This is a genomic window from Kitasatospora sp. MMS16-BH015, from assembly GCF_002943525.1.
Lineage (GTDB): Bacteria > Actinomycetota > Actinomycetes > Streptomycetales > Streptomycetaceae > Kitasatospora.
This window is the reverse complement of record NZ_CP025394.1, coordinates 2,298,765-2,323,385: the sequence shown is the minus strand read 5'-3', so window position 1 is coordinate 2,323,385 and position 24,621 is coordinate 2,298,765. Positions and strand designations below refer to the sequence as shown.

Below are 24,621 nucleotides of genomic sequence, written 5' to 3'. Positions count from 1 at the left end.
GTTTTTCCGGGGTGAGCCAGTTGCACTAACCCAGGGGCGCGAGGAACTGCGCGAGCGCGGGAGGCGCAGGTCCGTCACCTTCCGCCTTCGCGCAGTTCCCCGCGCCCCTGACGTAGACCTCACCCCATCTCGACACCCCGTGTCTCCCGGGCGCAGAGCACGGCTATCAAGGTCAAGACGGAGGCAGCGGCCACGTACACCGCGATGGGCGTGGGGGAGCCGTAGTCCTTCAGGAGGGCGGTGGCGATGAGGGGGGCCGGGGCGCCGGCGGCCACCGACGCGAACTGGGCGCCGATCGAGGCGCCCGAATACCGCATGCGGGTCGCGAACAGCTCGGAGAAGAACGCGGCCTGCGGCGCGTACATGGCGCTGTGGAAGACCAGGCCGATCGTCACGGCGAGCAGCAGGGAGCCAAAACTCTTGGTGTCCACCAACCCGAAGAAGACGAAGGCCCAGATGCCGACGCCCGCCGCGCCGACCAGGTAGACGGGCTTGCGGCCGACCCGGTCGGAGAGGGCGCCGAAGAGGGGGATCAGCGCGAACTGGATCGCGGAGGCGATCAGGACGGCGTTGAGGGCGGTCTGCTTGGGGAAGTGGGCGTGGCCGACGGCGTAGGCGAGGACGAAGGTGGTCATCACGTAGTACGAGATGTTCTCGGCCATCCGGGCGCCCATCGCGGTGAGCACCTCGCGCCAGTGGTGGCGCAGCACGGCGACCAGCGGGGGCTGCTCGGCGGTGGGGCGGGCCTGCTGGGCCGCCAGGGCCTGCTGGAAGAGCGGGGATTCGTCCACCGAGAGCCGGATCCACATGCCGACGGCGACCAGGACGGCGGAGAGCAGGAAGGGCACCCGCCAGCCCCAGGCGAGGAAGGTGGCGTCGGACTGCAGGCCCGTCATGAGGGAGAGCACGCCGGCGGCCAGCAGGTTGCCGGCCGGGGCGCCGCCCTGGGGCCAGGAGGCCCAGAAGCCGCGGCGCTCGGCGTCCCCGTGCTCGGAGACCAGGAGCACCGCGCCGCCCCACTCGCCGCCGAGCGCGAAGCCCTGCACCAGCCGCAGCGCGGTGAGCAGGATCGGCGCCAGCACCCCGGCCTGGTTGTAGGTGGGCAGGCAGCCGATCAGGGTGGTGGCACCACCCATCAGCAGCAGGCTGACCACCAGCAGGCGCTTGCGGCCTATCCGGTCGCCGAAGTGGCCGAAGACCAGGGCGCCGAGCGGGCGGGCGGCGAAGCCGATGGCGTAGGTGAGGAAGGAGAGCAGGGTGCCGGTCAGCGGGTCGCTGTGGGGGAAGAACACCTTGCCGAAGACCAGCGCGGCGGCCGATCCGTAGAGGAAGTAGTCGTACCACTCGACGGTGGTGCCGATCAGGCTGGCGCCGACCACTTTCCAGAGCTTGTTGGACACAGGGGGTCTCCGAGGGGGCGTCAGTGGGCCGTCCAGCCGCCGTCTACGGGCAGGCTGGCGCCGGTGATGTACGAGGCGGGCGGGGTGCAGAGCCAGAGGGCGAGCTGGGCGACCTCTTCGGGCTCGATCAGGCGCTTGAGGGCGGTGCGGTCGAGCATGATCCGCTCGATCACCTCGCTCTCCGGGATGCCGTGGGTGGCGGCCTGGTCGGCGATCTGACGCTCCACCAGGGCGGTGCGGACGTACCCGGGGTTGACGCAGTTGCTGGTGACGCCGTGCGGGGCGCCCTCCAGGGCCACGGTCTTGCTGAGGCCCTCCAGGCCGTGCTTGGCCGTCACGTAGGCGGCCTTGTAGGGGCTGGCCCGCAGGCCGTGCACCGAGGAGATGTTGACCACGCGCCCCCAGTTGCGCTGGTACATCCGGGGGAGCGTGCGCCGCAGGATGCGGAACGGCGCCTCGACCATGACCCGCTGGATCTGGGTGAACCGCTCGGGCGGGAACTCGTGCAGCGGCGCGACGTGCTGGAGGCCCGCGTTGTTGACGACGATGTCGGCGTCGTCCGGCAGGGCGTCCACGGCCGCCGGGTCGGCCAGATCGGCGATGTGCGCCTCGCCGCCGATCAGCTCGGCGAGTTCGCGGGCGGGCGCGGCGGCCAGGTCGACGACGTAGACCCTCGCCCCCGCGGCGGCGAGGGCTTCGGCGCAGGCCCGGCCGATCCCCGAGGCGGCGCCGGTGACGAGGGCCGTCCGGCCGTCGAGCGGGCGCGGTGCTGTGGTGTCCATGGCCGAGAACGGTAGGAACAGCGGGCCCGCACTCCCATGGGGCCGACCACCACAGCCCGGGAGGAAGGGATGGTGCCGACCACTACTGCGCTGGGGCGGCCCGTAGAGGCTGTCCCAGCCAAACACGCTGGCCCCGAGCTTCCCCACAACGGGCGCCAATGCGTCACCCGTTCGGAGGATTGCCTGCCCAGATCCACCCATAGCGCCGAAATGCTCGCTACATTCACGCCGATTCCCGACAGGGGGCGCGGCTCCGGCTACCGGGGGGACCGGTGAGGCGTCCGAGAGGTGTTGACTGATATGCCCCAACGGCCTGCAACCGACAGCCCGGCGTACGGACCGCTCGACCCGCTCCACCCGCACGACGGGCAGGCCGGGGCAGCGCCGCACGCCTCAGACCCGGCCGACGCCTCCCTGGACAGCGCCCCTGACCAGGAGCCGGGGTCGGCCGCCGCGCGGCCGCAGAACCCACGGCTGGCCGCCCTGATCGAGGAGGCCGGCTTCTCGCACGCCGGGCTCGCCCGGCGGGTCGACCAACTCGGCCTGGAGCACGGCCTCGACCTGCGCTACGACAAGACCTCGGTCACCCGCTGGCTCCGCGGCCAGCAGCCGCGCGGCGCCACCCCGGCGCTGATCGCCGAGGTCTTCACCCGCCGGCTCGGCCGCCGGCTCACCGCCCAGGACATCGGCCTGGACGCCTGCGCCCCGGTCTACGCCGGTCTCGAGTTCGCCGAGACGCCGCAGGAGGCGGTGGACATCGTCGCCAGCATGTGGCGCAAGGACAGCGGCTCGCAGTCCGAGCTGCGCCGGATCGCCTTCACCCCGGCCGGGCTCGTGGTGCCCAGCCGGGACTGGCTGATCGGCCGCACCGACGAGCGGGTGGCCCGGGACGGCTCCCCGTCCGCCCAGCCCGAGGCCCGGCCCGGCGAGCCCCGGCCGGGCGAGCCCGCCGCCCGGGCCGCCCAGCTGGCCCGGGTGCCCGCGCAGAGCCGGGGCGGCGCCACCGGCCGCCCGGCCCAGCCCGAGGAGCCGGCCCTGCGCGAGCAGCGCCCGGCGCTGCGGGTCGGCCGGGGCGACATCGCGGCCATCCGGGCCGTCGGCGACCTCTTCCGCGCCCTCGACCAGGCCTACGGCGGCGGCCACGCCCGGCAGGCCCTGGTGCGGTACCTGGAGAGCGAGGCCGAGCCGATGCTGCGCGGCCGCTACGGCGAGCAGATCGGCCGGGCGCTGTTCGGTGCGGTGGCCGACCTGACCAGGCTCGCGGGCTGGACCTCCTTCGACATCGCCGCCCACGGCCTGGCCCAGCGGTACTTCGTCCAGGCGCTCCGGCTCTCCCAGGCGGCGGGGGACAGGGTGCTCGGTGGGTACGTGCTGGCCACCATGAGCCAGCAGGCCGTGCACCTCGGCCACGGCCGGGAGGCCATCCAGCTGGCCCGGGTCGCCCAGCAGGGCGTCGGCACGGCGGCGGCCCCGGTGGTCCAGTCCCTGATGCACGCGGCCGAGGCCCGGGGCCACGCGCTGATGGGCGACGTGCGCTCCTGCACCACCGCCCTGGTCCGCTGCGAGCGCGCCCTGGCGGCCGGCCGGCCGAGCGACGAAGTGCCCTCCTGGGCCCGCTTCTTCGACGAGGCCCAGGTGGCCGACGAGTTCGCCCACTGCTACCGCGACCTCCAGCAGTGGCGCCCCGCCGCCCAGCACGCGGAGAAGTCCCTGCGCCTGCGCGCCCCCGCCTACGCCCGCAGCCGGATCTTCTGCCGGATGGTGCTCGCCACCGCCCGCCTCGGCATGGGCGACGTGGACGAGGCCTGCGCGATGGCCACCGAATCCCTACGCGCGGCGGGCGAGATGCGGTCCGCCCGGACGGTCGAATACCTGCGCGACTTCCACCGCCGCCTCACCCCGTACCGGGTCAGCGCGGCGGCCCGTGCCTTCGACGAGGCGGCCCGCCAGGCGGGGGTGGTCTGAGTTTTTCAGGGGCGCGGGGAACTGCGCGAAACCGGAAGGTACGGCGCCGCGGCCTCCCGCAGCGCGCAGTTCCTCGCGCCCCTGGATAGTGCAACTGACCGGTGCGCCCGAATAGTTGATCACCAGCTCTCGGCCCGCACCCGCGGTCCTTCCACCGGAGTGACCGGCCGTTCGCCCCTGAGCCGCTGCGCCAGCAACGGGAAGACCAGCACCGAGAGCATCCCCGCCCCCACCAGCGCCGCCGCGGTGGAGGACCGCAGGTGCCCCGCGTCCACCTCGATGCCGGTGATGACCACCACCAGGGGCAGCGCGGTGGCCCCGTAGAGGCCCAGGGAGGCCCGCTCCCGGGCCCGCAGGCCCGGCGGGGCCAGGAGGGCCACCGGCACGCCCCGCACCAGCGCCAGCAGGCCCAGGAAGACCGGGACGAGCAGCAGGGTGCCCGGGTCCTTCAGCAGCGCCTTGAGGTCGAAGTTCATCCCGCTCACCACGAAGAAGACCGGCACCAGGAAGCCGAACCCGACCCCCTCCAGCTTGGCCTCGATCAACTCCTCCTCCGCCTCGGCGACATCGGCCAGCAGCAGCCGGCAGACGATCCCGGCGGTGAAGGCGCCCAGCAGCATGTCCAGGTCGAGCCAGAGGGCCGCCGCGACCATCGCGGCGAGCACCAGGAAGACCAGCCGGATCGCGAACTGGCCCGAGGTGCGCAGGGTGCGGCGGATCAGCCGGGTGGCCCAGGCCGGCCGGGGCCGGCGGGCGTAGCCGATCGCGACCACGGTGATCAGCGCGAAGGCGCCCAGGATGACGGCCGAACGGGCCGGCGAATTGCCGCTCAGCAGCACCGCGATGGCCACGATCGGCCCGAACTCGCCCACCGCCCCGGTCGCCATCGTCATCGCGCCGAACGGGGTGGGCAGCTCCCCGGAGTCCCGCAGGATCGGCAGGATGGTGCCGAGCGCGGTCGTGGTGAGCACCAGCCCGGCGAACGCCCCGTCCAGCGGCTTCGGGTTGACCAGCGCGCCGAAGCCGAGCGCGGCGGCCAGTGTGACCGCCCAGGCGGTCAGCGCCCGCCCGAGCGGGCCGCCGCGCAGCCGGACGAAGTCGATCTCGTACCCGGCCAGGAACATCAGCATCGCCAGGCCGAAGTCGGAGAGCGCCGCGATCAGGTCGTCCGAGGAGGCCCACCCCAGCACGTCCGGCCCGACGATCACCCCGAGCAGGATCTCGAACACCACCGTGGGCACCGCCAGCCAGCGCAGCGCCCGGTCCGCGATCAGCGGCGCGGCCACCGCGCAGGCCGGGATGACGATCAACGACTGCGCGTCCACCGTGCTGCTCACCGGGCGCCACCCGGGCGGAATGTCCGACTATGCGTCATATCGGTCATGGTGCCACGCCGGACGGCGCCCGACGTGGAAGCTAGGGGCTGTCCGGCCGATCACGCCGGGCGGGCGCCGTTGGGGTGCGCACCTCGCCGGCTTCTCCTCAGTCGCCGATGCTCCGCATGGACTCGCCCCCAGCCTTCGGCCGGGAGGTACCCCCGCGTCGGCGCCGCCGATGCACGCGCCCTCCTTGCCCGCCAACGGGCAGGAGGGGCCCTCCAACGGCGCCCGCTGATCCGGCGTGATCGGCCGGACAGCCCCTAGGGCACGTATCGGGTTGTGATCACTTTGTGGGTTTCGCCCTCGCGCTCGTGCCTGATCCGGTAGATCGTGTTGTGTGACGCGTGTGCAACTGACCGATGCCGAGTGGGAGTTCATCGAGCCGTACCTGCCGATCGGCGAGTACGGCCCGTACCCCGAGCGGCTGCGCCGCCAGTTCGAGGGCGTGATCTGGCGGTTTCGGACGGGCGGCCAGTGGCGGGAGATGCCGAGCGAGTTCGGCGCCTGGTCGACCGTCCACAACCGCTTCCGGCAGTGGAGGGACGCCAGGGTGTTCGAGGCCCTGCTGGAGGGCGCGATCACGGAAGCCGCCAGACGGGGCGAGGTGGACCTCTCGCTGGTCAGCGTGGATTCCACCACCATCCGGGCCCACCACGACGCCGCCGGGATGCACCTTGACCCCGACACGCTCGCCGACCTGGAGAAGGCCGCCGAGGAGGCGGAGAAGGCCCGGCAAAAAGGGGCGGCCCGCAGGGACAAGACGGACAGGACACCGCACACGACCCGGAACGGGACGAGCTCCGACGCGTCCGACGCAGGCGAAGGCTCCGCCTGAAGGCCGCCCTGCTCGGACGCTCCAGAGGCGGACAGACCAGCAAGGTCCACGTCGCCGGCGAGCGCAGGTGCCGCCCGCTGGCGTTCATTCTGACCGAGGGGCAGGCCGCCGACAGCCCGCAGTTCATCCCCGTCCTGGAGAAGGTGCGGGTCCGCGGGCCCGTCGGCCGCCCCCGCACCCGGCCCGACGCGGTCGCCGGGGACAAGGCCTACTCCTCCCGCGCCAACCGCGCCCACCTGCGCGGTCGCCGTATCAAGGCGGTCATCCCCGAGAAGAAGGACCAGGCCGCCAACCGGAAGAAGAAAGGCAGCAAGGGCGGCCGGCCCGTCAGCCACGACACCGACCTCTACAGGGAGCGGAACACCGTCGAGCGCCTGATCAACAAGCTGAAGGCCTGGCGAGGCATCGCCACGCGATACGACAAGACCCCCGGCAGCTACCTCGCCGGCCTCCACCTCCGCGGCGCGATGATCTGGATCAAAGACCTCACCAAAACCGCCCCGTGATCACAACCGAATACGTGCCCTAGGCGGCGGCCTCCTCGACCAGCGGCTCGCGGGGCAGCCCCACGTCCCGCAGGACGGCTTCGGCCGCGCGGCGGCCGGAGACCAGGGCGCCCTGGATGGTGCTGGTGTCGCGGTGGTCGCCGCAGACGTACAGGCCGGCCAGCACCCGGACCGGGCGGCGCAGGTTGTGCGGTGGCGGCATCGCCGGGACGGCGTCCGGCTGGTGGCGCATGCTCAGGAACTCCCAGCCCGTGGTCGGCTGCCCGTACAGCTCGGCGAGCCGGCGGCGGACCTCCGGTTCGTGGCCGGCCGGGCCGCCGCCGTCGAAGGTGCGGCGGCCGAGCACGGTGGTGGCGATCAGCGCCCGCCCGGGCGGCGCGTACGAGGCGTCCAGCTCGGTGAGCACCAGCGAGTGCGAGACGCCCGAGCGGCCGCCGGCGCGGTCGGCGTCGAGCAGTAGCACCGGCTCGGCCAGCGGCGAGCGGTCGGCCGCGTGGTAGTACGTGGTGACGGGGTGGAAGTCCGGCAGCCGCAGCCCCGGGAGCAGCCCGACGGCGCTCCGCGCGTCGGCCGCGACCACCACCGCGCGGGCCGCGATCCGGCCGTGCGCGGCCGTCTCCACGCCGTCGGCGCTGACGGCGGTGACCTGCACGCCCAGCCGGAGCGTGCCGGCCGGCAGCCCCTCGGCGAGCTGTTCGGGCAGGCTCGCCATTCCGTGCGCGGGCAGGCAGAGCCGCCCCCGGGCGTAGCTGCGCAGTACCAGGTCGGCGACCCGGCTGCTGGTGCCGAGCGCGGGGTCGCTGAGCAGCGCGCCGAGCAGCGGGCGGAGCAGGCCGTCCACCGTCCGGGGCGCGAACCCGCGCTCGGCCAGCGCGCGGGCGGCCGTGGTCTCCGGGCGGCTCAGCAGCCGCTCGAGCGGCTGCTGCGCGAACCGGCCCAGGGTGGCGCCGAGGCGGGCCTTGTCCAGCGGGCTGCCGAAGCGCTGGCGGCGGCCGCCGCTGTGCACCAGCACCCCGGGCGCCAGCGGGCGCAGCTCCAGCCGGGCCGGGTCCAGCCGCCGGGCGAGCTCGGGGTACGCGGTGTTGAGCAGCTGGCCGCCGTCGTCCAACCGGAAGCCGTCGAGCTCACGGGCGGCCACCCGGCCGCCCACCTGCTCGGTCGCCTCCAACAGTTGGACGGTCAGGCCCCGCCCGGTCAGCGCGCGGGCCGCCGCCAGGCCCGCGAGCCCGGCGCCGACCACGACGACGTCCGGGTCGGCGTGCCGGCGGGTGCGGCGGGTGATGTCGTATGCGGGCACGAGTGTGCTCCCTCCCTGGTCCCGGCGTGCAGCCGGGACACGGTCCGACGAGGTGATGCCCAGTCAACGTCAGGATCAGGCCGGGACACCCGTGCGAATCCTCGGGAGGCAGGGAGGCGCGGGGGCACGCGAAGGGAGCACACGGATAGCCCGTGCGCCCCCCATGAGCAACCACAGGGGCGCGGGGAACTGCGCGGCCCACAGTGCACTCTGACGTACTTTTACAGATATGACCGAGTTGCACTATCCGTTGACGGTGCAACTGGCTCGGCGCTACGCCGTCAGCTCTGCTTCTTCCGATTTCGCGCAGTTCCCCGCGCCCCCGGCGATAGTGCCGCCCGGACGATTGCATCTACATCCGCATGGCGGAAGGTAAAGCCCGACTCGAGCAGTCGCTTCGGGACGACTCGGTGGCTGCCGGCCACCTCCACCGCCATCTCGCCCAGGGCCGCGCGGAGGGCGAACTCGGGGACCGGGAAGGGGGTCGGGCGGTTCAGTGCCCTGCCCAGGGCCGTGGTCAGGTCGGCGTTGGTGACCGGGTTCGGGCCGGTCAGGTTGAAGGGGCCGTCCAGGTCGGGGGTGTCGATCAGGTGGCGCAGGGCGGCCACCTCGTCCTCGAGGGAGATCAGGCTCCAGTACTGGGTGCCGGCGCCCAGGCGGCCGCCGAGGCCCAGGCGGAACAGCGGCAGCAGGCGGGCGCCGGCGCCGCCGTCGGGGGAGAGCACCAGGCCGGTCCGGGCGTACGCCACCCGGACACCCGACTCGGTCGCCGGGCGGGCGGCGACCTCCCACTCGGCGCAGACCCCGGCCAGGAAGTCCACGCCCGCCGGCGAGTCCTCGTCGACCAGCTGATCGCCCGTCTGCCCGTAGTACCCCACGGCCGAACCGCTCACCAGCACCTTGGGCGGGGTGGTCATCCGGGCCAGTGCACCGGCCACCGTCTCGGTGCCGAGCACCCGGCTGTCCCGGATCTCCTGCTTGTACGCGGCGGTCCACCGCCGGTCACCGACCGGCGCCCCGGCCAGGTGCACCACCGCCTCGACCCCGTCGAGGCCGGCGGCGTCCAGCTCCAGCCGGTGCGGGTTCCACCCCACCCCGACCGTCCCGTCGGCCTGCGGCCCGGTCCGCGACTGCTGCCGCACCAACCGCACCACCTCGTGCCCGTCCGCCACCAGCGAGCGCACCAACGCACTCCCGATCAGCCCCGTCGAACCCGTCACCGCGATACGCATCCCCCCATCCTGGCAGCCCACCCACCCCCGACCCCCGCCGCCACCCCACACGAGTGCACCCCACCCTGACCGCGCCCCCACCCCGGGCCCGCTCCGCCACCCCCGTTCCCGCCGCCTCCACCCCGCGCACCGTCACCGGAAAACACCCCCGTCCCCGCCGCCGCCCCGGCTTAGAGTGCACACCATGCAGATACGAGTAGCCCGCCTCGAGGACGGGCCCGAGCTGGCGCGGATCGACCATGCCGCCTGGTCCTGGCTGAGCGATGTCGTCCCGCAGCCGGCCGAGGACGCCGAGTTCTTCGGCGAGCGGTGCCCGCCCGAGGAGTTCCGGGTGGCCGAGGCGGCGGGCGTGCTGCTCGGGTACGTGCGGCAGGCCCCGCCGACTCCGCTGGCCAGCAACCAGCACGTGCGCCAGATCCGCGGCCTGGCCGTCTCCCCGGACGCCCGGGGCCGCGGGGTCGGCCAGGCCTTGGTCGAGGCGGCCTGCGCGGCCGCCCGAGCGGAGGGCGCGCGGCGGATCACCCTCCGGGTGCTCGCCCACAACACCCCGGCCCGCCGGCTCTACGGGCGCTGCGGCTTCCAGGTGGACGGGGTCTCCCCGGAGGAGTTCCGGATCAACGGCGCGTACGTGGACGACGTCTGGATGAGCCGCCGCCTCACCACCGACTGACGGCTGCGACTGACGGCCGGTCAGGACCGGCCGTACCGTTCCCAGAGCTTCGGGTAGTGCTCGGCCATCACCACCGGGTCCTCGAAGTCGAGGGGCTCGCCCTCGGGGACGGCGGGCTGGGGGGTGCCGAGGTCGGGGAGGGGGAGGCCGGTGAGCTGTTCGTGGGCCTCGTCGGCGGCGTAGCCGAGGTCCTCCGCCTCGCCGTCCTCCTCCTCGTCGAAGTCGGAGAGCAGGTCGGCCAGATCGTCGGGGTGGTGCAGGCCGCCCTCGAAGACCTCCCGGCCCTGGCCGATCAGCCAGCAGCGGAAGAAGTCGAAGGTGTCCTCGGAGGCGCCGTCGAGCAGCAGGTGCGCCGCACCCCACAGCTCCGTCCGGTAGGCCCGCTGGAAGCGGGCCTCGAACAGCCGGGCGAAGTCGATCACGTCGTCCGGGGTCAGCTGCGTCAGCCGCTCCACCAGGGCGTCGGCCTGCTCGTCCGGGTCGCCGTCCGCGGCGATCCGGCTGTCGTCGATGAGCTGCCAGAAGTCCGTCTCGTACATCACCGCTCCAGCATCCCCGCTCGCCGCCCCACCCGCATGCGTTGACGCCCCGAGCGGGCGCCGCCGTCCTCCTGATGGACTGACAGCGGGCAGTGCGAGGCTTGACCCTCGACCTGGTCGAGGCCGGAGGGTCTGGGGTGTGGAGAGCGGGATGCGCAGTATCGGAGAGATGGCCAGGGCCAGCGGGCTCAGCGTGAGTGCGCTGCGGTTCTACGACGGGGCCGGGGTGTTCGGGCCCGCCCGGGTGGACGACCGCACCGGGTACCGCTGGTACGCGGAGGAGCAGCTGCCCGCCGCCCGGCTAATCGCCCGGCTGCGCCGGGTCGGGCTGCCGCTGGCGGAGATCGCCGTGGTGCTCACCGCTCCGCCGCCGCAGGCCCACCGGGTGCTGGACACCCACCTGCGGCGGCTGGAGGACGGCCTCGCCGACGCCCGCGCCGAGCTCTCCACGGTCCGCACGCTGATCGACCACTGGGAGACACCGATGAGCCCCACCCGACTGACCGTGCCCGCCGCCGAGCTGGCCGCCGCCCTGGATTCCGTCCGTTTCGCCGCGGCCGCCGCCGGCGAGCTGGCGGGCGTCCTGCTGGAGACCGACGGCGAGGCGCTCCGGCTGGTCGCCTCCGACCGCCACCGGATGGCGCTCTCGCAGGCCCCGATCACCGGGCAGCACGGCCCGGCCGCCCGGGTGCTCGCCCCACTGGCCTTCGCGGACGCGCTGCGGCCGCTGCTCACCGAGGGCGAGGTGGAGCTGGAGTTCGACGGGCAGCTGCTCACCGCCACCGTGGGCCGCAGCCAGATCGGCGGTGAGCGGGTCGACTTCGACTTCCCCGACTACCGCGCGATCCTGCGCCTGGAGCCGCAGCACAGCATCAGCCTGGCCGCCGGCACGCTGCGCGAGGCGCTCCGCGAGGGCGCCAGCCACCGCGAGACGCGCACCCAGGACGGGGTGGCGTACGAGGTCTCGGTGCTCAGCCTGGACGAGGCCGGCGGTCTCAGCGTGGTGGCGAAGGGGGAGTCGGCGGGCACCCTGCAGGTCGGGGTCAACCGCGAGTTCCTGATCGAGGCGGCCGAGGCCGGCCCCGACGCGCAGCTGGTGCTCGAACTCGGCGGCCCGATCACGCCGCTGGCGATCCGCTTCCCCTCCCGCCCCGACACCTGGTCGGCCCTGATGCCGGTCGCCCTGACCGCGCAGGCCGAGGCCGTCCGGTCGGTCTGAGCCATCGGCCGAGCGATTCGCTGCGCCGGGTGAGATACGGCGTGTGAGGTACGGCGGGTGAGAGACGGCCGACGAGATCTGCCGGGCGAGGTTTGGTCGGCGGATTCGGGGTGAGACGGTCCTCGGAGCGGTTCCGGCCCACCCCCAGGTCCTCGGGAACCCTCCGGCCACCCAGGCCCGGCCACCGGTGCTCTCCCCCCGCCCGGCGGCCGGGCCCGTGGTCTCCCCGGAGCTCGACGGCCGCAACGCCGAAGCCCCCGCCCGGTCTCACGACCGGGCGGGGGCTTCGGCGGTTCACCAGGCCTTACAGGCCGAGGTCACCCTCGAAGGCGCCCTCTTCGAGGCGGGCCTTGATGGTGCCCAGGAAGCGGGCGGCGTCGGCGCCGTCCACGATCCGGTGGTCGTACGACAGGGCGAGGTAGACCATGTCGCGGATGGCGATGGTCTGGCCCAGCTCCGGCGTGGTGACCACGACGGGGCGCTTGACGGTCGCGCCGATGCCGAGGATCGCCGACTGCGGCATGTTGATGATCGGCGTGTCGAAGAGCGCGCCGCGCGAGCCGGTGTTGGTGATGGTGAAGGTGCCACCACCCAGCTCGTCCGGCTTGACCTTGCTGTCGCGGGTGCGAGCGGCCAGGTCGGCGGTCTTCTTGGCGATGCCCGCGATGTTGAGGTCACCCGCGTCGTGGATGACCGGCACCATCAGGCCGCGCTCGGTGTCCACCGCGATGCCCACGTGCTCGGCGTCGAAGTAGGTGATGGTGTCGTCGTCGTTGAGGCGCGAGTTGACGACCGCGTGCACCTTGAGGGCCTCGGTCGCGGCCTTGACGAAGAACGGCATCGGCGAGAGCTTGACGCCCTCGCGGGCGAGGAAGCCGGCCTTGGCCTTCTCGCGCAGGCGCATCACGTTGGTGACGTCCACCTCGACGACGGTGGTCAGCTGGGCCGAGGTCTGGATCGACTTCAGCATGTTGTCCGCGATGACCTTGCGCATGCGGGTCAGCTTGACCGTCTGGCCACGCAGCTGCGACGGGGCAGCGGCGGGGGCGGCAGCCTTCGGCGCGGCGGCAGCGGCGGCCGGAGCGGCGACCACGGTCTTGGCGGCCTCGGCGGCGGCGAGCACGTCCTGCTTGCGGATGCGACCGCCGACACCGGTGCCGGTGACGGCGGAGAGCGCCACACCCTGCTCGGCCGCGAGCTTGCGGACCAGCGGGGTCACGTACGCGTCGGAGGCGTCACCGGCGGCCGGAGCGGCGACCGGAGCAGCGGCCACGGGGGCCGGAGCGGCGGCGGGGGCGGGCGCGGCGACCGGGGCCGGAGCGGCCACCGGAGCCGGGGCAGCGGCGACCGGAGCCGGCGCGGTGGGGGCCGGCGCGGCGACCGGGGCCGGAGCGGCCACCGGAGCCGGGGCGGCCGGGGCGGCGGCCGGAGCAGCGGCACCCGCGGCACCGATCAGCGCGAGCTGTGCGCCGACCTCGGCGGTCTCGTCCTCGCCGACCAGGATCTTCACCAGGACGCCGGCGACCGGCGACGGGATCTCGGTGTCGACCTTGTCCGTGGAGACCTCGAGCAGCGGCTCGTCGACCTCGACGGTGTCACCCTCGGCCTTGAGCCAGCGGGTGATGGTGCCCTCGGTGACGCTCTCGCCCAGCGCGGGGAGCACCACCGGGGTGGCGTCACCGGCGGGAGCGGCGGCGGCGGGAGCGGCGGCCGGAGCCTCGGCGACCGGAGCCGGGGCAGCGGGGGCCTCGGCCACGGGGGCGGCCGGCGCGGCCGGGGCAGCGGCCTCGGCCGGAGCGGCGGCGGCGACCGGAGCGCCGGAGCCGTCGTCGATGATGGCCAGCTCGGCGCCGACCTCGACCGTCTCGTCCTCGCCGACCTTGATCGCGGCCAGGATGCCGGAGACCGGCGCCGGGATCTCGGTGTCGACCTTGTCGGTCGAGACCTCGAGCAGCGGCTCGTCGGCCTCCACGCGCTCGCCCTCGGCCTTGAGCCAGCGGGTGACCGTGCCCTCGGAAACGCTCTCGCCCAGTGCGGGCAGTGTTACTGAGACCGCCATGGTTTCAGCGACTCCTATCAAGTCTTTCGTACAGGGAAGGGGAAGGGTGTGGGGCGCGATCAGTCGTGCGCGTGCAGCGGCTTGCCGGCCAGCGCCAGGTGCGCCTCGCCCAGGGCCTCGGACTGCGAGGGGTGGGCGTGGATGAGCTGCGCGACCTCGGCGGGCAGCGCCTCCCAGTTGTAGATGAGCTGGGCTTCGCCGACCTGCTCGCCCATGCGCGCGCCGACCATGTGCACGCCGACCACGGCGCCGTCCTTGACCTGGACGAGCTTGATCTCGCCGGCGGTCTTGAGGATCTTGCTCTTGCCGTTGCCCGCGAGGTTGTACTTGAGGGTGACGACCTTGTCCTTGCCGTACAGCTCGACGGCCTTGGCCTCGGTGATGCCGACGGAGGCGACCTCGGGGTTGCAGTAGGTCACCCGCGGCACGCCGTCGTAGTCGATCGGCACGGCCTTGAGGCCGGCCAGGCGCTCGGCGACCAGGATGCCCTCGGCGAAGCCGACGTGGGCGAGCTGGAGGGTCGGGACGAGGTCGCCGACGGCCGAGATGGTGGGCACGTTGGTGCGCATGTACTCGTCGACGAGGACGTAGCCGCGGTCCATCGCGACACCGTTCTCCTCGTAGCCGAGGCCGGCCGAGACCGGGCCGCGGCCGATGGCGACGAGCAGCAGGTCGGCGTCGATCTGCTTGCCGTTCTCGGTGGAGACGCGGACACCGTCGGCGGTGTACTCGACGCCGGAGAAGCGGGCCTTGAGCTCGAACTTGATGCCACGCTTGCGGAAGGCGCGCTCCAGCAGCTTGGAGGAGTTCTCGTCCTCCAGCGGGGCCAGGTGCGGCAGGGCCTCGACGATGGTGACGTCGACGCCGAAGGACTTCCAGACGGAGGCGAACTCGACACCGATCACGCCGCCGCCGAGGATGACGGCCGACTTCGGGATGCGGTCGAGCTTGAGCGCGTGGTCCGAGGAGATCACGCGGTCGCCGTCGATGTTCAGGCCCGGCAGCGACTTCGGCACGGAGCCGGTGGCGAGGACGATGTGGCGGCCCTCGATGCGCTGGCCGTTCACGTCCACCGAGGTCTGCGAGGAGAGCTTGCCCTCGCCCTGGATGTAGTGGACCTTGCGGGAGGCCACCAGGCCCTGGAGGCCCTTGTACAGGCCCGAGATCACGTCGTCCTTGTACTTGTGGACGCCGTTGATGTCGATGCCCTGGAAGGTCGCGAGGACACCGAAGTCCGCGGCCTCACGGGTCTCGTCGGCGATCTCGGCGGCGTGCAGCAGCGCCTTGGTCGGGATGCAGCCCCGGTGCAGGCAGGTGCCGCCCAGCTCGCCCTTCTCGATCAGGGCCACGCTCAGACCCAGCTGAGCGGCGCGGAGCGCCGCGGCGTAACCGCCGCTTCCGCCTCCGAGAATGACTACGTCGAAAACGGTGCTGGCGTCGTTCGCCACGTCACGTCCTCCATGCAATGAGGTGTGGATCGCCGGGCCGGTCGCGGTCCGGTCGGTGCCGGGGGTGCCTGGTAAGGCGCCCGGTCATGCCGGAAATACATCTTCGCACTTGTTCACGGCGGCTGATGTCCGGGTCCACCCCCGGGGGGTGCCCAAGGGGTGGGACAGGGGGCCGTTCGGCCCGCCTGCCAGGGTATACCCGCTGGTCAGGGCCGTGTGGCCAAGGCCGTCAAGCGGACGGTCGGGCGCATCGACCCGACGGAGTTCCACCGTACGGAACAAAGTTTCGCCCGGGGCGAACACGGTTGCGCCGCAAGATCAGTCAGATTACCGGTTGGTAACTTCGATTCGGGGCGGACGGGGACACCGGAAGGCCCGGCGCAGCAGCGCCGGGCCTTCCTCTGCGGGCCGGGGGACCAGGCCGCGGGCCGTGGGATCAGGCGCCCGCGGCGGTCTCCTCCGCGAAGCGGACCAGGGTCCGGATCGCCGAGCCGGTGCCGCCCTTGGGGGTGTAGCCGTAGGCCGCGCCCTCGTGGAAGGCCGGGCCCGCGATGTCGAGGTGCGCCCAGTCGGTGCCCTCGTTGACGTACTCCTGGAGGAACAGGCCGGCCACCAGGCCGCCGCCCATCCGCTCACCCATGTTGGCCATGTCGGCGATGCTGGACTCGGTCATGCTCTTGCGCATGTCGGCCGGCAGCGGCATCGGCCAGGCGGCCTCGCCCACCGAGTCGGCGGTGGCGTGCAGGCGGTTGCGCAGCTCGTCGCTGTTGGACATCACGCCGAAGGTGCGGTTGCCCAGCGCGAAGACCATGGCACCGGTGAGGGTCGCGACGTCGATGATGACGTCCGGGTTCTCCTCGCCGGCCTTGGTGATCGCGTCGGCCAGCACCAGGCGGCCCTCGGCGTCGGTGTTGAGCACCTCGACGGTCTTGCCGCCGTACATGCGCAGCACGTCACCCGGGCGGGTGGCGGTGCCGGAGGGCATGTTCTCGGCGAGGGCGAGCCAGGTGGTGATGTTGACCTGGAGGCCCAGGCGCTTGGCGGCCACGATGGTGGCGAACACGGCGGCGGCGCCGGACATGTCGCACTTCATGGTCTCGTTGTGGCCGGCCGGCTTGAGCGAGATGCCGCCCGAGTCGTAGGTGATGCCCTTGCCGACGAGCGCGATGGTCTGCTTGGCCTTCGGGTGGGTGTAGGCCACCCGGACCAGCCGGGGCGGGTTGGCGGAGCCGTTGCCGACGCCGAGGATGCCGCCGAAGCCGCCCTTGGTGAGCGCCTTCTCGTCCCAGACCTCGACCTTGAGGCCGTGCTCCTTGCCGACCGCCTGGGCGATGGTGGCGAAGGCCTTCGGGTGCAGGTCGTTCGGCGCGGCGTTGATCAGGTCGCGGGCGCGGTTGATCTCCTCGCCCAGCGCGGTGGCGCGCTCGGCGGCCGCCTTGGCGTCCTTGCTGCCCTTGCGGTCGGTCAGCAGCACCAGCTCGCCGACCGGGCCCTTGCCCGCGTCGCCCTTGTAGGTGGTGTACTCGTACGCGCCGAGCAGACCGCCGAGCGCGACGGCCTCGAACTCCTCCTCGGCGGCGGCCGGCAGGGCCAGCGCGGCCTTCTTGAGGCCGGAGAGCGCACGGGCGGCGACACCGGCGGCGCGGCGCAGGGCCTCGGCCGAGTAGCCCTCCTCGGTGGCCTCGCCCAGGCCGACGGCCAGCACCAGCGCGGCCTTCAGGCCGGCGGCGGCGGGCAGCTTGACGGCCTCGCCCTCGGCGCCGGCGGCACCCAGGGTGGTGAGGAGGTCGAGCAGCTTGCCGTCGAAGGCCTCGGCCACGGCCTCGGCGCCGGGGGCCAGCACCAGGCCCTTGGGGCCCTTGGCGACACCGACGACCACCGCGTCCGCGCGCAGCGCGGCGGCGGAGGAGGTGCTCACAGACAGTACAGTCACGTAAATGCGTCCTGTTCTTTTCGCGGTCCACGCCCGGCGGCGGGCGCTGGGCTACGAGATGCTCCCCGCATGGTAGTCCGCATGTTGGGATGATGCCGACGCCCACCGGTCACCGGCTTCCGGTCACTCCAGGCAACGGTACGGGGGCCGTCCGGACACGGGCCACTGACACCTGCTCAATTCCCCGGCGCGGTCCGGGAGGCGGGGTGTCACCTCGTCAGCGCGAGGGCGAGCAGGGCGGCCGTCCCGGCGGTCTCGGCCATCGCCCCGAGCACGTCCCCGGTGATGCCCCCGAACCGCCGCACGCAGCGGCGCAGCAGCAGCCAGGCGCAGGCCAGGCCCGCCGTCAGCGCCACCGGGTAGCGCCAGTCACCGAGGGTGACGGCGGCGGCGCACAGGCCGGCGACGCACAGGGCGGAGACGGCCAGGGCGCCGGCCGGGGGCACGGTGCCGGCCACCATCGCGCCCAGCCCGCCCGGGCGGGCGGCGGGCACCGGGCGCAGACAGCCCCAGGCCAGCGCGCAGCGGGCGGCCAGCGCGGCGGTCAGCACGGCGAGCGCCCCGCGCCCGGGGGAGCGGCCGAACTCCCCGGCCAGCGCGGCGAGCTGGGCCAGCAGGGTGAGCACCAGGGTGAGCACCCCGAACGGGCCGATGTCCGACTGCTTCATGATCCGCAGGGCGTCCTCGGCGGGCTTGCCGCTGCCCAGACCGTCCGCCACGTCGGCCAGCCCGTCCAGGTGCAGACCCCGGGTCAGCGCGGCGAGCGCGGCCACCGCGGCCGTGGCGGCCAGCAGACCGCCGCCGCCGCGCCAGGCGACCAGGGCCCCGGCGCCGGCGGCCAGGCCGCCGAGCACCAGGCCGACCAGCGGGGCGGCGAGCATGGCCCGGCCGGCCGTCTCGCGGTCCCAGCGGTCGACCCGGACCCGCAGCACCGAGAGCGTGCCGAAGGCGAAGCGCAAGCCGTCGAGCATCAGAGCCGGCCGAGCAGCTCCGCGGCGGTGGGCAGCCGCGGCGGCTCCTTCGGCGTGCGGGTCACCTTGGTGACGGTCAGGGTGTCGGCCGGCTCGGCCAGGGTGTCCGAGGCGGCCTGGAGCAGCGGCAGGGTGAGCAGGGCGCCGACGCCCTCGCCCATCGCCACCCCGAGGCCCTGCACCGGGGTGAGGGTCAGCCGGTCGAAGGCCTTGGCCTGGGCGGGCTCGCCGGAGATCTGCCCGGCCCGCCACCACTCGGGTGCCCGGAAGGCCACCCGCTGGGCGACCAGCGCGCAGGCGGCGGAGACCACGCCGTCGAGCACCACCGGCAGCTTGCGCGCGGCGGCCTGGAGCAGGAAGCCGGTGATCGCGGCGAAGTCCGCGCCGCCCACCGCGCCGAGCAGCGCCAGCTGGTCGCCGAGCACCGGGCGGGCCCGGCGCAGCGAGTCGCGGACGGTGGCGCACTTGACCATCCAGGTGTGGTCGTCGATGCCCGAGCCGCGCCCGGTGACGGCCGCGGCGTCGGTGCCGCAGAGCGCGCCGATCAGCACGGCGGCCGGGGTGGTCGAGCCCACTCCGAGGTCGCCCAGGATCACCAGGTCGGTGCCGGCGTCGGCCTCCTCGTCGGCGATCGCGACCCCGGACTGGAAGGCCCGGGCGGCCTCCTCGGCGGTGAGCGCGTCCTCGACGTCGATCCGGCCGGAGCCCCGGCGGACGCGGAAGCGGGTCACCTCGGCGGGGAACTCGCCCTCGGGGGCGTCCACCGCCAGGTCGACCACCCGCACCTCGGCGCCGTAGCGGTTGGCCAGCACGGCGACCGGGGCGGTCCCCTCCAGCACGGCGTGCACCCGCTCGGCGGTGCGGCCGGGCTCGCCCGCGCGGGAGAGCCCGAGCGAGGCGACGCCGTGGTCGCCCGCGAAGAGCAGCACCTTGGCGGCGCCCAGCGGCCGCACCGGCGCGGCCCCCTGCACGGAGGCGAGCCAGGCGCCGAGCTCCTCCAGCTGGCCGAGACCGCCACGCGGCTTGTCCAGCTGCTGCCAGCGCTCCTCGGCGGCCCGGCGGGCGCTCTCGTCAGGGCGCTCGACGAGGGAGGAGAAGGTATCGAGATCCACGGTGGTGTCCATCGCTCGGAAGGCTACACGCCAACGGGTTTGACGGTCAGCACCTGCCCGGCGACTACCAGCAGCACCCGCTCCGAGCCCTCGGCCACGTCCATGTTCAGCCGGCCCAGGGTGTCGCGGAACCGCCGCCCGGCCGCCGTGGCCGGCACCACGCCCATCCCCACCTCGTTGGAGACGGCCACCACCTGACGCTCCGTGGCCCGCCAGGCCTCGGCCAGCGCCCGGCAGCGAGCCAGCACCGCCGCCTCGGCGCCCCGGTGCCAGCCCTCCTCGGCCCAGGCGTCGCACTCGTCCATCACGTGGGTCAGCCAGAGTGCCAGACAGTCCACCAGCACCGGCGCGCCGTCCGCCCGGTCGGCCAGCACGGCCTCCAGGTCGCAGGTCTCCGCCGTCCGCCAGGAGGCGGGCCGCCGGCTCCGGTGCAGGTCCACGCGGTGCGCCCAGTCCTCGTCACCGCCCCGGTCGCCGCCGGTGGCGACGTACAGCACGTCCGGGTGGCCGGCCAGCAGCTGCTCGGCCCGGGTGGACTTGCCGGAGCGGGCGCCGCCGAGGATCAGGGTGCGGGGGAGTGCCATGGGGCCCATCCTGCCGGACGGGGCATCCGGACGGGGCATGGGGCGGGAGCGGGTGGGCAGGCTACTGTTCGCAGCAGCAGCGGCACGAAGCGGTACGAACGGGAGGAGCTCGGCATGGGGTGGACCTGGCGCTACGAGAAGGCGGACGGCACCGTGACCGGTAAGTCCGAGGAGCACCCGAGCCAGGGTGACGCCGAGTCCTGGATCGGCGAGGAGTGGCGCGGCCTGCTGGAGAGCGGCATCGACAAGGCCGTCCTGGTCGAGGACGACAGTGTCATCTACTCGATGAGCCTGCACGAGGGCTGAGCCCCATAGCGGAGTGGCCCCGTAGCGGAGTGGCCGTCTACTTCTCGCCGACGACGTGCAGGAGGGCGGCCACCCGCCGGTACGGGTCCTCCCGGCCGGCCCGCTCCTCGGCGTCGATCAGCTGGGCGAGCTGGCGCCCGTCCACCGGGGCGGCGTCCTCGGGGGTGGTGTCGGTGAAGACGCGCACCCCGTACCAGTGCCGCAGCGGCACCGAGAGCTCCTTGAGCGTCTCCGCCAGGTCGAGCAGGTGGTCGGCGCGGGCGGTCAGGCCCAGCCCGTTGGTGTAGCGCGGGGAGTCGAAGGCGGCCAGTGCCGCCCGCCAGTCCCCGGTCAGCCCGGGGCGCATGGCCAGCGCGTCCGCGTTGCGCACCAGCAGCGAGAGCAGCCCGCCGGGCGCCAGCATCCGGGCCAGCGAGGCCAGCATCGGGTCCGGGTCGGAGAGGTACATCAGCACGCCGTGGCAGAGCACCACGTCGAAGCTGCGCGGGCCGAACCAGCGGCCGCAGCTGTGCCCGTCCCCGTGCAGCAGCCGCACCCGGTCGCGCACCTCGGCCGGTTCGGCGGCCAGCGCGGCCTGGGCGGCGCCCAGTGTCACGGCGTCCGGGTCGAGCCCGGTCACCAGGTGCCCGTCCCGGGCCAGGCGCAGCGCCTGGGTGCCCTGGCCGCAGCCCACGTCCAGCACCCGTAGCTCGTCCCGCCCGGCCAGGCGCTCGGCCAGCTGCCGGGCGACCAGCTCCTGGCGGACCAGCCGGCGCAGCCCGCCCTGCCGGTCCAGCCAGGATCGCGCGGGCTGCGGGACGCCGAGGGCCGGCAGCCGGTCGTGGCCGCCGGCCTGCTGGCCGGGGAGGCCGTACGGCTCGATGCCCTGGGCCCACCCCGTCGCCGAGGGCATCGCCCAGGACGAGTACGGCGGCACCGCGGAGTGCTGCGGTGCGGCCGCGTGCGGCGGGACGGGCTCGCCGGTCAGGGCCGCTCGCCCCGCTTGACCTGCGGCTTGGGCAGGCGCAGCCGGCGCATCTGGAGGGTGCGCATCAGCGCGTAGGCCACGGCACCGCGGGTGTTCTGGCCCGGGAAGCGGTTGGCCAGCGACTTGCGCAGGCCGAGGCCCAGCCGGGCGAAGTCCGCGATCACCAGGATGAAGAAGACCAGGAAGAGCAGCGTGGAGAGCAGCTGCAGGGTCTGCACCCGGGTGACGCTGAGGATCAGCACCACGACGGCGTACGGCAGGAAGAACTCGGCCAGCGACCAGCGCGAGTCCATGTAGTCACGGGCGAACTTGCGCACCGGGCCCTTGTCACGGGCCGGCAGGTAGCGCTCGTCGCCCTCCAGGAGCGCGGTGCGCTGCTTCTCGCGCTCGGCCCGCATCCGGTCCCGCGACTGCTTGGCGGCCTCCTTGCGGTCCTTGGGCACCGTCACCCGGGTGCGGCGGTGGGCCTCGGCCTCGCTGCGCTTGGGGGTCGGGCGGCCCTTGGGGGCCTGCGGGTCACGGGGCTGGGTGGTCTCGTCCTGCTCGGCCAGCGCGGTGGCGGAGGAGGCTTCTTCAGAGCGGCGTCGGAACACACCACCAGCGTACGTGGTGCCCGACCCGTTGTTCCCGTGCCGTCGGACCCGAACCGGTATCGATCCCACTCGAACGCTCCCCGGCGTGTCCCCTACGGGATCCCCTCCTTGCGGTGGATCATGGCCGGGGGTGTCCTCCACCCCAGGGACGATGCCGCACGGCCCTCGGTTGTAGCACTCTTGTTGCAGGCAGGTGCACTGCGGCGAGCCGCTCGCTGCACATACACTGCACTCCTGTCAGCACGAGACGACCGCAGGCCCGAGAAGGGGGCACCCGAGGCCCATGAGCGACGGAATCATGAAGCGTATGGGGCTGATCTTCCGCTCCAAGGCGAACAAGGCCCTGGACCGGGCGGAGGACCCGCGCGAGACGCTCGACTACTCGTACCAGAAGCAGTTGGAGCTGCTGCAGAAGGTGCGCCGGGGCGTCGCCGACGTGGCCACTTCCCGGAAGCGGTTGGAGCTCCAGCTGACGCAGCTCCAGCAGCAGTCGGCGAAGTACGAGGAGCAGGGCCGCAAGGCGCTCTCGCTCGGCCGCGAGGACCTGGCCCGAGAGGCGCTCACGCGCAAGGCCAACATGCAGTCCCAGATCACCGATCTGGAGACGCAGTACCAGCAGCTGCAGGCCGAGGAGGAGAAGCTCACGCTCGCCTCCCAGCGCCTGCAGGCCAAGGTGGACGCCTTCCGCACCAAGAAGGAGACCATCAAGGCCACCTACACGGCCGCCCAGGCGCAGACCCGCATCGCGGAGTCCTTCTCCGGCATCTCCGAGGAGATGGGCGACGTGGGCCTGGCCATCCAGCGGGCCGAGGACAAGACGGCCCAGATGCAGGCCCGGGCCGGTGCGATCGACGAGCTGCTCGCCTCCGGCGCGCTCGACGACAACAGCGGCCTCGGCCGCAAGGACGACATCGAGGCCGAGCTGGAGCGCGTGGCCGGCGGGTCCGACGTCGAGCTGGAGCTGGCCCGGATGAAGGCCGAGCTCACCGGTGGCACCCCGGCTCCCGCCCCCCAGGCGATCGAGCAGGGCAAGCCCGAGGGCAACAAGATCAACTACAACAAGTAGCCGACCTCTGCGCGGAGAGCTAGGAGAAACACCGGCATGATCATGCGGGTCATGGGTGAGGGGCAGTTCCAGGTGGGCGACGACCACCTGAACCGGCTCAACCAGCTCGACGACGAGCTGCTCACCGCACTGGAGTCGGGCGACGAGGAGCAGTTCCGGGCAGCGCTCGGCAGGCTCCTCGACGCGGTCAAGGAGCTCGGCACGCCGCTGCCGGACGACTCGCTGGAGCCCTCCGACCTGATCCTCCCGGACGCCGAGGCGACGATCGAGCAGGTCAAGGCGATGCTGCTCTCCGAGGGCGAGGGCATCATCCCCGGCTTCGCGGAGTAGTCACACGTGGTACGCGAAAGGGCGGGCACCGGTCACGGTGCCCGCCCTTGCGCTTGCCTCGACTACGGCAGGGCCAGCATCCGGTCCAGCGCGGCCTTGGCGTACTTCTCGGTCTCCGGGTCGACGGTGATCACGTTCGGCACCCGGCCCTCGACCAGCGACTCCAGCGCCCAGACCAGGTGCGGCAGGTCGATCCGGTTCATGGTCGAGCAGAAGCAGACCGCCCGGTCCAGGAAGACGACCTCCTTGTCCGGGTGGGCCTTGGCGAGGCGGCGCACCAGGTTGAGCTCGGTGCCGATGGCCCACTTGGAGCCCGGCTCGGCCGCGTCCAGCGCCTTGATGATGTACTCGGTCGAGCCCACCATGTCGGCCGCCGCGACGACCTCGTGCTTGCACTCCGGGTGCACCAGCACGGTGACGCCGGGGATCCGCTCGCGCACGTCGTTGACCGAGTCCAGCGAGAACCGGCCGTGCACCGAGCAGTGCCCGCGCCAGAGGATCATCTTGGCGTTCCGCAGCTGCTCGGCGGTCAGGCCGCCGTTCGGCTTGTGCGGGTTGTAGAGCACGCAGTCGTCCAGCGAGAAGCCCAGGTCGCGGACGGCGGTGTTGCGGCCCAGGTGCTGGTCCGGCAGGAAGAGCACCTTCTCGCCCTGCTCGAAGGCCCACTCCAGCGCCCGCTGCGCGTTGGAGGAGGTGCAGATGGTGCCGCCGTGCTTGCCGGTGAACGCCTTGATGTCGGCCGAGGAGTTCATGTACGAGACCGGCACGGTCACGTCGGCCACGCCGGCCTCGGTCAGCACGTCCCAGCACTCGGCGACCTGCTCGGCGGTGGCCATGTCGGCCATCGAGCAGCCGGCCGCCAGGTCCGGCAGGATCACCTGCTGGGCGCTGGTGGTGAGGATGTCGGCCGATTCGGCCATGAAGTGCACGCCGCAGAAGACGATGTACTCGGCCTCCGGGCGGGCGGCGGCGTCACGGGCCAGCTTGAACGAGTCGCCGGTCACGTCGGCGAACTCGATCACCTCGTCACGCTGGTAGTGGTGGCCCAGGATGAAGACCCGGTCGCCGAGCTTCTCCTTGGCCGCGCGGGCGCGGGCCACCAGGTCGGGGTCGGAGGCGGCGGGCAGGTCGCCGGGGCAGTCCACGCCGCGTTCGCTGTTCGGGTCCGACTCGCGGCCGAGCAGCAGCAGTGCGAGCGGAGTCGGGGTGGGGTCGACACCGTAGGTCTCGATGGTGGTGGTCACGGGCGGGTGCCCTCTCCTGTGCGGCCGGCCGATCAGTCAGCCCTTTTCGTCTATCTGACGCTATCTATGATAACCCGTTAGCGTCACTCTGACGATGGACAGATTGTCGATGTGACGAGATCCTCTGACCCCTTACCGGACTCCTCCGGCGTGCGGGGACGCTCCGCACCGGGTCGCCTTGTGC

General features: G+C 73.2%; 21 protein-coding genes and 1 pseudogene. 7 read left to right on the top strand and 15 right to left on the bottom strand.

What is annotated here, in order from left to right; all coding sequences use genetic code 11:
• Positions 1 to 119: 119 nt before the first annotated feature.
• Together CFP65_RS09975 and CFP65_RS09970 are read right to left on the bottom strand one after the other, a co-directional pair.
• The gene (locus tag CFP65_RS09975; protein ID WP_254552313.1) at positions 120 to 1,400 is read right to left on the bottom strand and encodes an MFS transporter; all 1,281 of its coding nucleotides are present in this window, start codon (positions 1,398 to 1,400) and stop codon (positions 120 to 122) included.
• Between the two features lie 20 nt (positions 1,401 to 1,420).
• Entirely contained in the window at positions 1,421 to 2,182 is a 762-nt protein-coding gene (locus tag CFP65_RS09970) for a 3-hydroxybutyrate dehydrogenase (protein WP_104815770.1), read from the bottom strand.
• Between the two features lie 300 nt (positions 2,183 to 2,482).
• Here CFP65_RS09970 and CFP65_RS09965 point away from each other — a divergent pair, with 300 nt between their 5' ends.
• Positions 2,483 to 4,147 (top strand): regulator, encoded by a 1,665-nt coding sequence (locus CFP65_RS09965; protein ID WP_254552312.1) that lies wholly within the window; start codon positions 2,483 to 2,485, stop codon positions 4,145 to 4,147.
• Between the two features lie 119 nt (positions 4,148 to 4,266).
• On the opposite strand, the gene CFP65_RS09960 is transcribed toward CFP65_RS09965, so the two are convergent.
• Positions 4,267 to 5,484, bottom strand: a complete 1,218-nt coding sequence (locus CFP65_RS09960; protein ID WP_254552311.1) for a cation:proton antiporter — start codon at positions 5,482 to 5,484, stop codon at positions 4,267 to 4,269.
• A 379-nt stretch (positions 5,485 to 5,863) separates the two neighbouring features.
• On the opposite strand from CFP65_RS09960, the pseudogene CFP65_RS09955 reads away from it, so the two are divergent.
• A pseudogene (locus tag CFP65_RS09955) lies at positions 5,864 to 6,867 on the top strand (IS5 family transposase).
• A 19-nt stretch (positions 6,868 to 6,886) separates the two neighbouring features.
• Here the strand turns inward: CFP65_RS09955 and CFP65_RS09950 are convergent.
• Both CFP65_RS09950 and CFP65_RS09945 read right to left on the bottom strand, forming a co-directional pair.
• Positions 6,887 to 8,164, bottom strand: a complete 1,278-nt coding sequence (locus CFP65_RS09950) for an FAD-dependent oxidoreductase (RefSeq protein WP_254552310.1) — start codon at positions 8,162 to 8,164, stop codon at positions 6,887 to 6,889.
• A 281-nt stretch (positions 8,165 to 8,445) separates the two neighbouring features.
• The gene (locus tag CFP65_RS09945) at positions 8,446 to 9,396 is read right to left on the bottom strand and encodes a TIGR01777 family oxidoreductase (protein ID WP_104815769.1); all 951 of its coding nucleotides are present in this window, start codon (positions 9,394 to 9,396) and stop codon (positions 8,446 to 8,448) included.
• Positions 9,397 to 9,580: 184 nt separating this feature from the next.
• Here CFP65_RS09945 and CFP65_RS09940 point away from each other — a divergent pair, with 184 nt between their 5' ends.
• Positions 9,581 to 10,066, top strand: coding sequence for a GNAT family N-acetyltransferase (locus tag CFP65_RS09940; RefSeq protein WP_104820753.1), 486 nt, complete (start codon positions 9,581 to 9,583; stop codon positions 10,064 to 10,066).
• A gap of 20 nt (positions 10,067 to 10,086) precedes the next feature.
• On the opposite strand, the gene CFP65_RS09935 is transcribed toward CFP65_RS09940, so the two are convergent.
• On the bottom strand, positions 10,087 to 10,605 hold the full coding sequence (locus tag CFP65_RS09935) for a DUF4240 domain-containing protein (RefSeq protein WP_104815768.1): 519 nt from the start codon (positions 10,603 to 10,605) through the stop codon (positions 10,087 to 10,089).
• A gap of 151 nt (positions 10,606 to 10,756) precedes the next feature.
• Between CFP65_RS09935 and CFP65_RS09930 the strand changes: the two genes are divergently transcribed.
• Positions 10,757 to 11,824 (top strand): MerR family transcriptional regulator, encoded by a 1,068-nt coding sequence (locus tag CFP65_RS09930; protein WP_104815767.1) that lies wholly within the window; start codon positions 10,757 to 10,759, stop codon positions 11,822 to 11,824.
• A gap of 304 nt (positions 11,825 to 12,128) precedes the next feature.
• On the opposite strand, the gene sucB is transcribed toward CFP65_RS09930, so the two are convergent.
• From sucB to cobU, 6 genes are all read right to left on the bottom strand, one after another.
• Positions 12,129 to 13,883, bottom strand: coding sequence for a 2-oxoglutarate dehydrogenase, E2 component, dihydrolipoamide succinyltransferase (sucB, locus tag CFP65_RS09925; RefSeq protein WP_104815766.1), 1,755 nt, complete (start codon positions 13,881 to 13,883; stop codon positions 12,129 to 12,131).
• Between the two features lie 59 nt (positions 13,884 to 13,942).
• Complete coding sequence (lpdA, locus tag CFP65_RS09920) at positions 13,943 to 15,331, bottom strand: dihydrolipoyl dehydrogenase (RefSeq protein WP_104815765.1); 1,389 nt, start codon at positions 15,329 to 15,331, stop codon at positions 13,943 to 13,945.
• Between the two features lie 436 nt (positions 15,332 to 15,767).
• Positions 15,768 to 17,264: a leucyl aminopeptidase gene (locus CFP65_RS09915; protein ID WP_104815764.1), complete on the bottom strand. Its 1,497-nt coding sequence runs from the start codon at positions 17,262 to 17,264 to the stop codon at positions 15,768 to 15,770.
• A gap of 209 nt (positions 17,265 to 17,473) precedes the next feature.
• Positions 17,474 to 18,235, bottom strand: coding sequence for an adenosylcobinamide-GDP ribazoletransferase (locus tag CFP65_RS09910; RefSeq protein WP_104815763.1), 762 nt, complete (start codon positions 18,233 to 18,235; stop codon positions 17,474 to 17,476).
• Entirely contained in the window at positions 18,235 to 19,359 is a 1,125-nt protein-coding gene (locus CFP65_RS09905) for a nicotinate-nucleotide--dimethylbenzimidazole phosphoribosyltransferase (RefSeq protein WP_104815762.1), read from the bottom strand. Before CFP65_RS09905 ends, CFP65_RS09910 begins: the two co-directional genes overlap by 1 nt.
• An 11-nt stretch (positions 19,360 to 19,370) precedes the next feature.
• On the bottom strand, positions 19,371 to 19,931 hold the full coding sequence (gene cobU, locus CFP65_RS09900) for a bifunctional adenosylcobinamide kinase/adenosylcobinamide-phosphate guanylyltransferase (protein WP_104815761.1): 561 nt from the start codon (positions 19,929 to 19,931) through the stop codon (positions 19,371 to 19,373).
• Between the two features lie 114 nt (positions 19,932 to 20,045).
• Here cobU and CFP65_RS09895 point away from each other — a divergent pair, with 114 nt between their 5' ends.
• The gene (locus tag CFP65_RS09895) at positions 20,046 to 20,237 is read left to right on the top strand and encodes a hypothetical protein (RefSeq protein ID WP_104815760.1); all 192 of its coding nucleotides are present in this window, start codon (positions 20,046 to 20,048) and stop codon (positions 20,235 to 20,237) included.
• Between the two features lie 37 nt (positions 20,238 to 20,274).
• Here the strand turns inward: CFP65_RS09895 and CFP65_RS09890 are convergent, their stop codons facing one another.
• Positions 20,275 to 21,153, bottom strand: a complete 879-nt coding sequence (locus tag CFP65_RS09890; RefSeq protein ID WP_254552309.1) for a bifunctional 2-polyprenyl-6-hydroxyphenol methylase/3-demethylubiquinol 3-O-methyltransferase UbiG — start codon at positions 21,151 to 21,153, stop codon at positions 20,275 to 20,277.
• Between the two features lie 47 nt (positions 21,154 to 21,200).
• Entirely contained in the window at positions 21,201 to 21,797 is a 597-nt protein-coding gene (locus tag CFP65_RS09885; RefSeq protein WP_104815759.1) for a DUF3043 domain-containing protein, read from the bottom strand.
• 298 nt (positions 21,798 to 22,095) lie between these two features.
• Between CFP65_RS09885 and CFP65_RS09880 the strand changes: the two genes are divergently transcribed.
• Positions 22,096 to 22,863 carry a PspA/IM30 family protein gene (locus CFP65_RS09880; RefSeq protein WP_256387266.1) on the top strand — a complete coding sequence of 256 codons (768 nt, stop codon included), beginning with the start codon at positions 22,096 to 22,098 and terminating at the stop codon, positions 22,861 to 22,863.
• 36 nt (positions 22,864 to 22,899) lie between these two features.
• Complete coding sequence (locus CFP65_RS09875; RefSeq protein ID WP_104815757.1) at positions 22,900 to 23,193, top strand: hypothetical protein; 294 nt, start codon at positions 22,900 to 22,902, stop codon at positions 23,191 to 23,193.
• 62 nt (positions 23,194 to 23,255) lie between these two features.
• Here the strand turns inward: CFP65_RS09875 and nadA are convergent, their stop codons facing one another.
• Positions 23,256 to 24,437: a quinolinate synthase NadA gene (nadA, locus tag CFP65_RS09870; RefSeq protein WP_104815756.1), complete on the bottom strand. Its 1,182-nt coding sequence runs from the start codon at positions 24,435 to 24,437 to the stop codon at positions 23,256 to 23,258.
• Between the last annotated feature and the right edge of the window lie 184 nt (positions 24,438 to 24,621).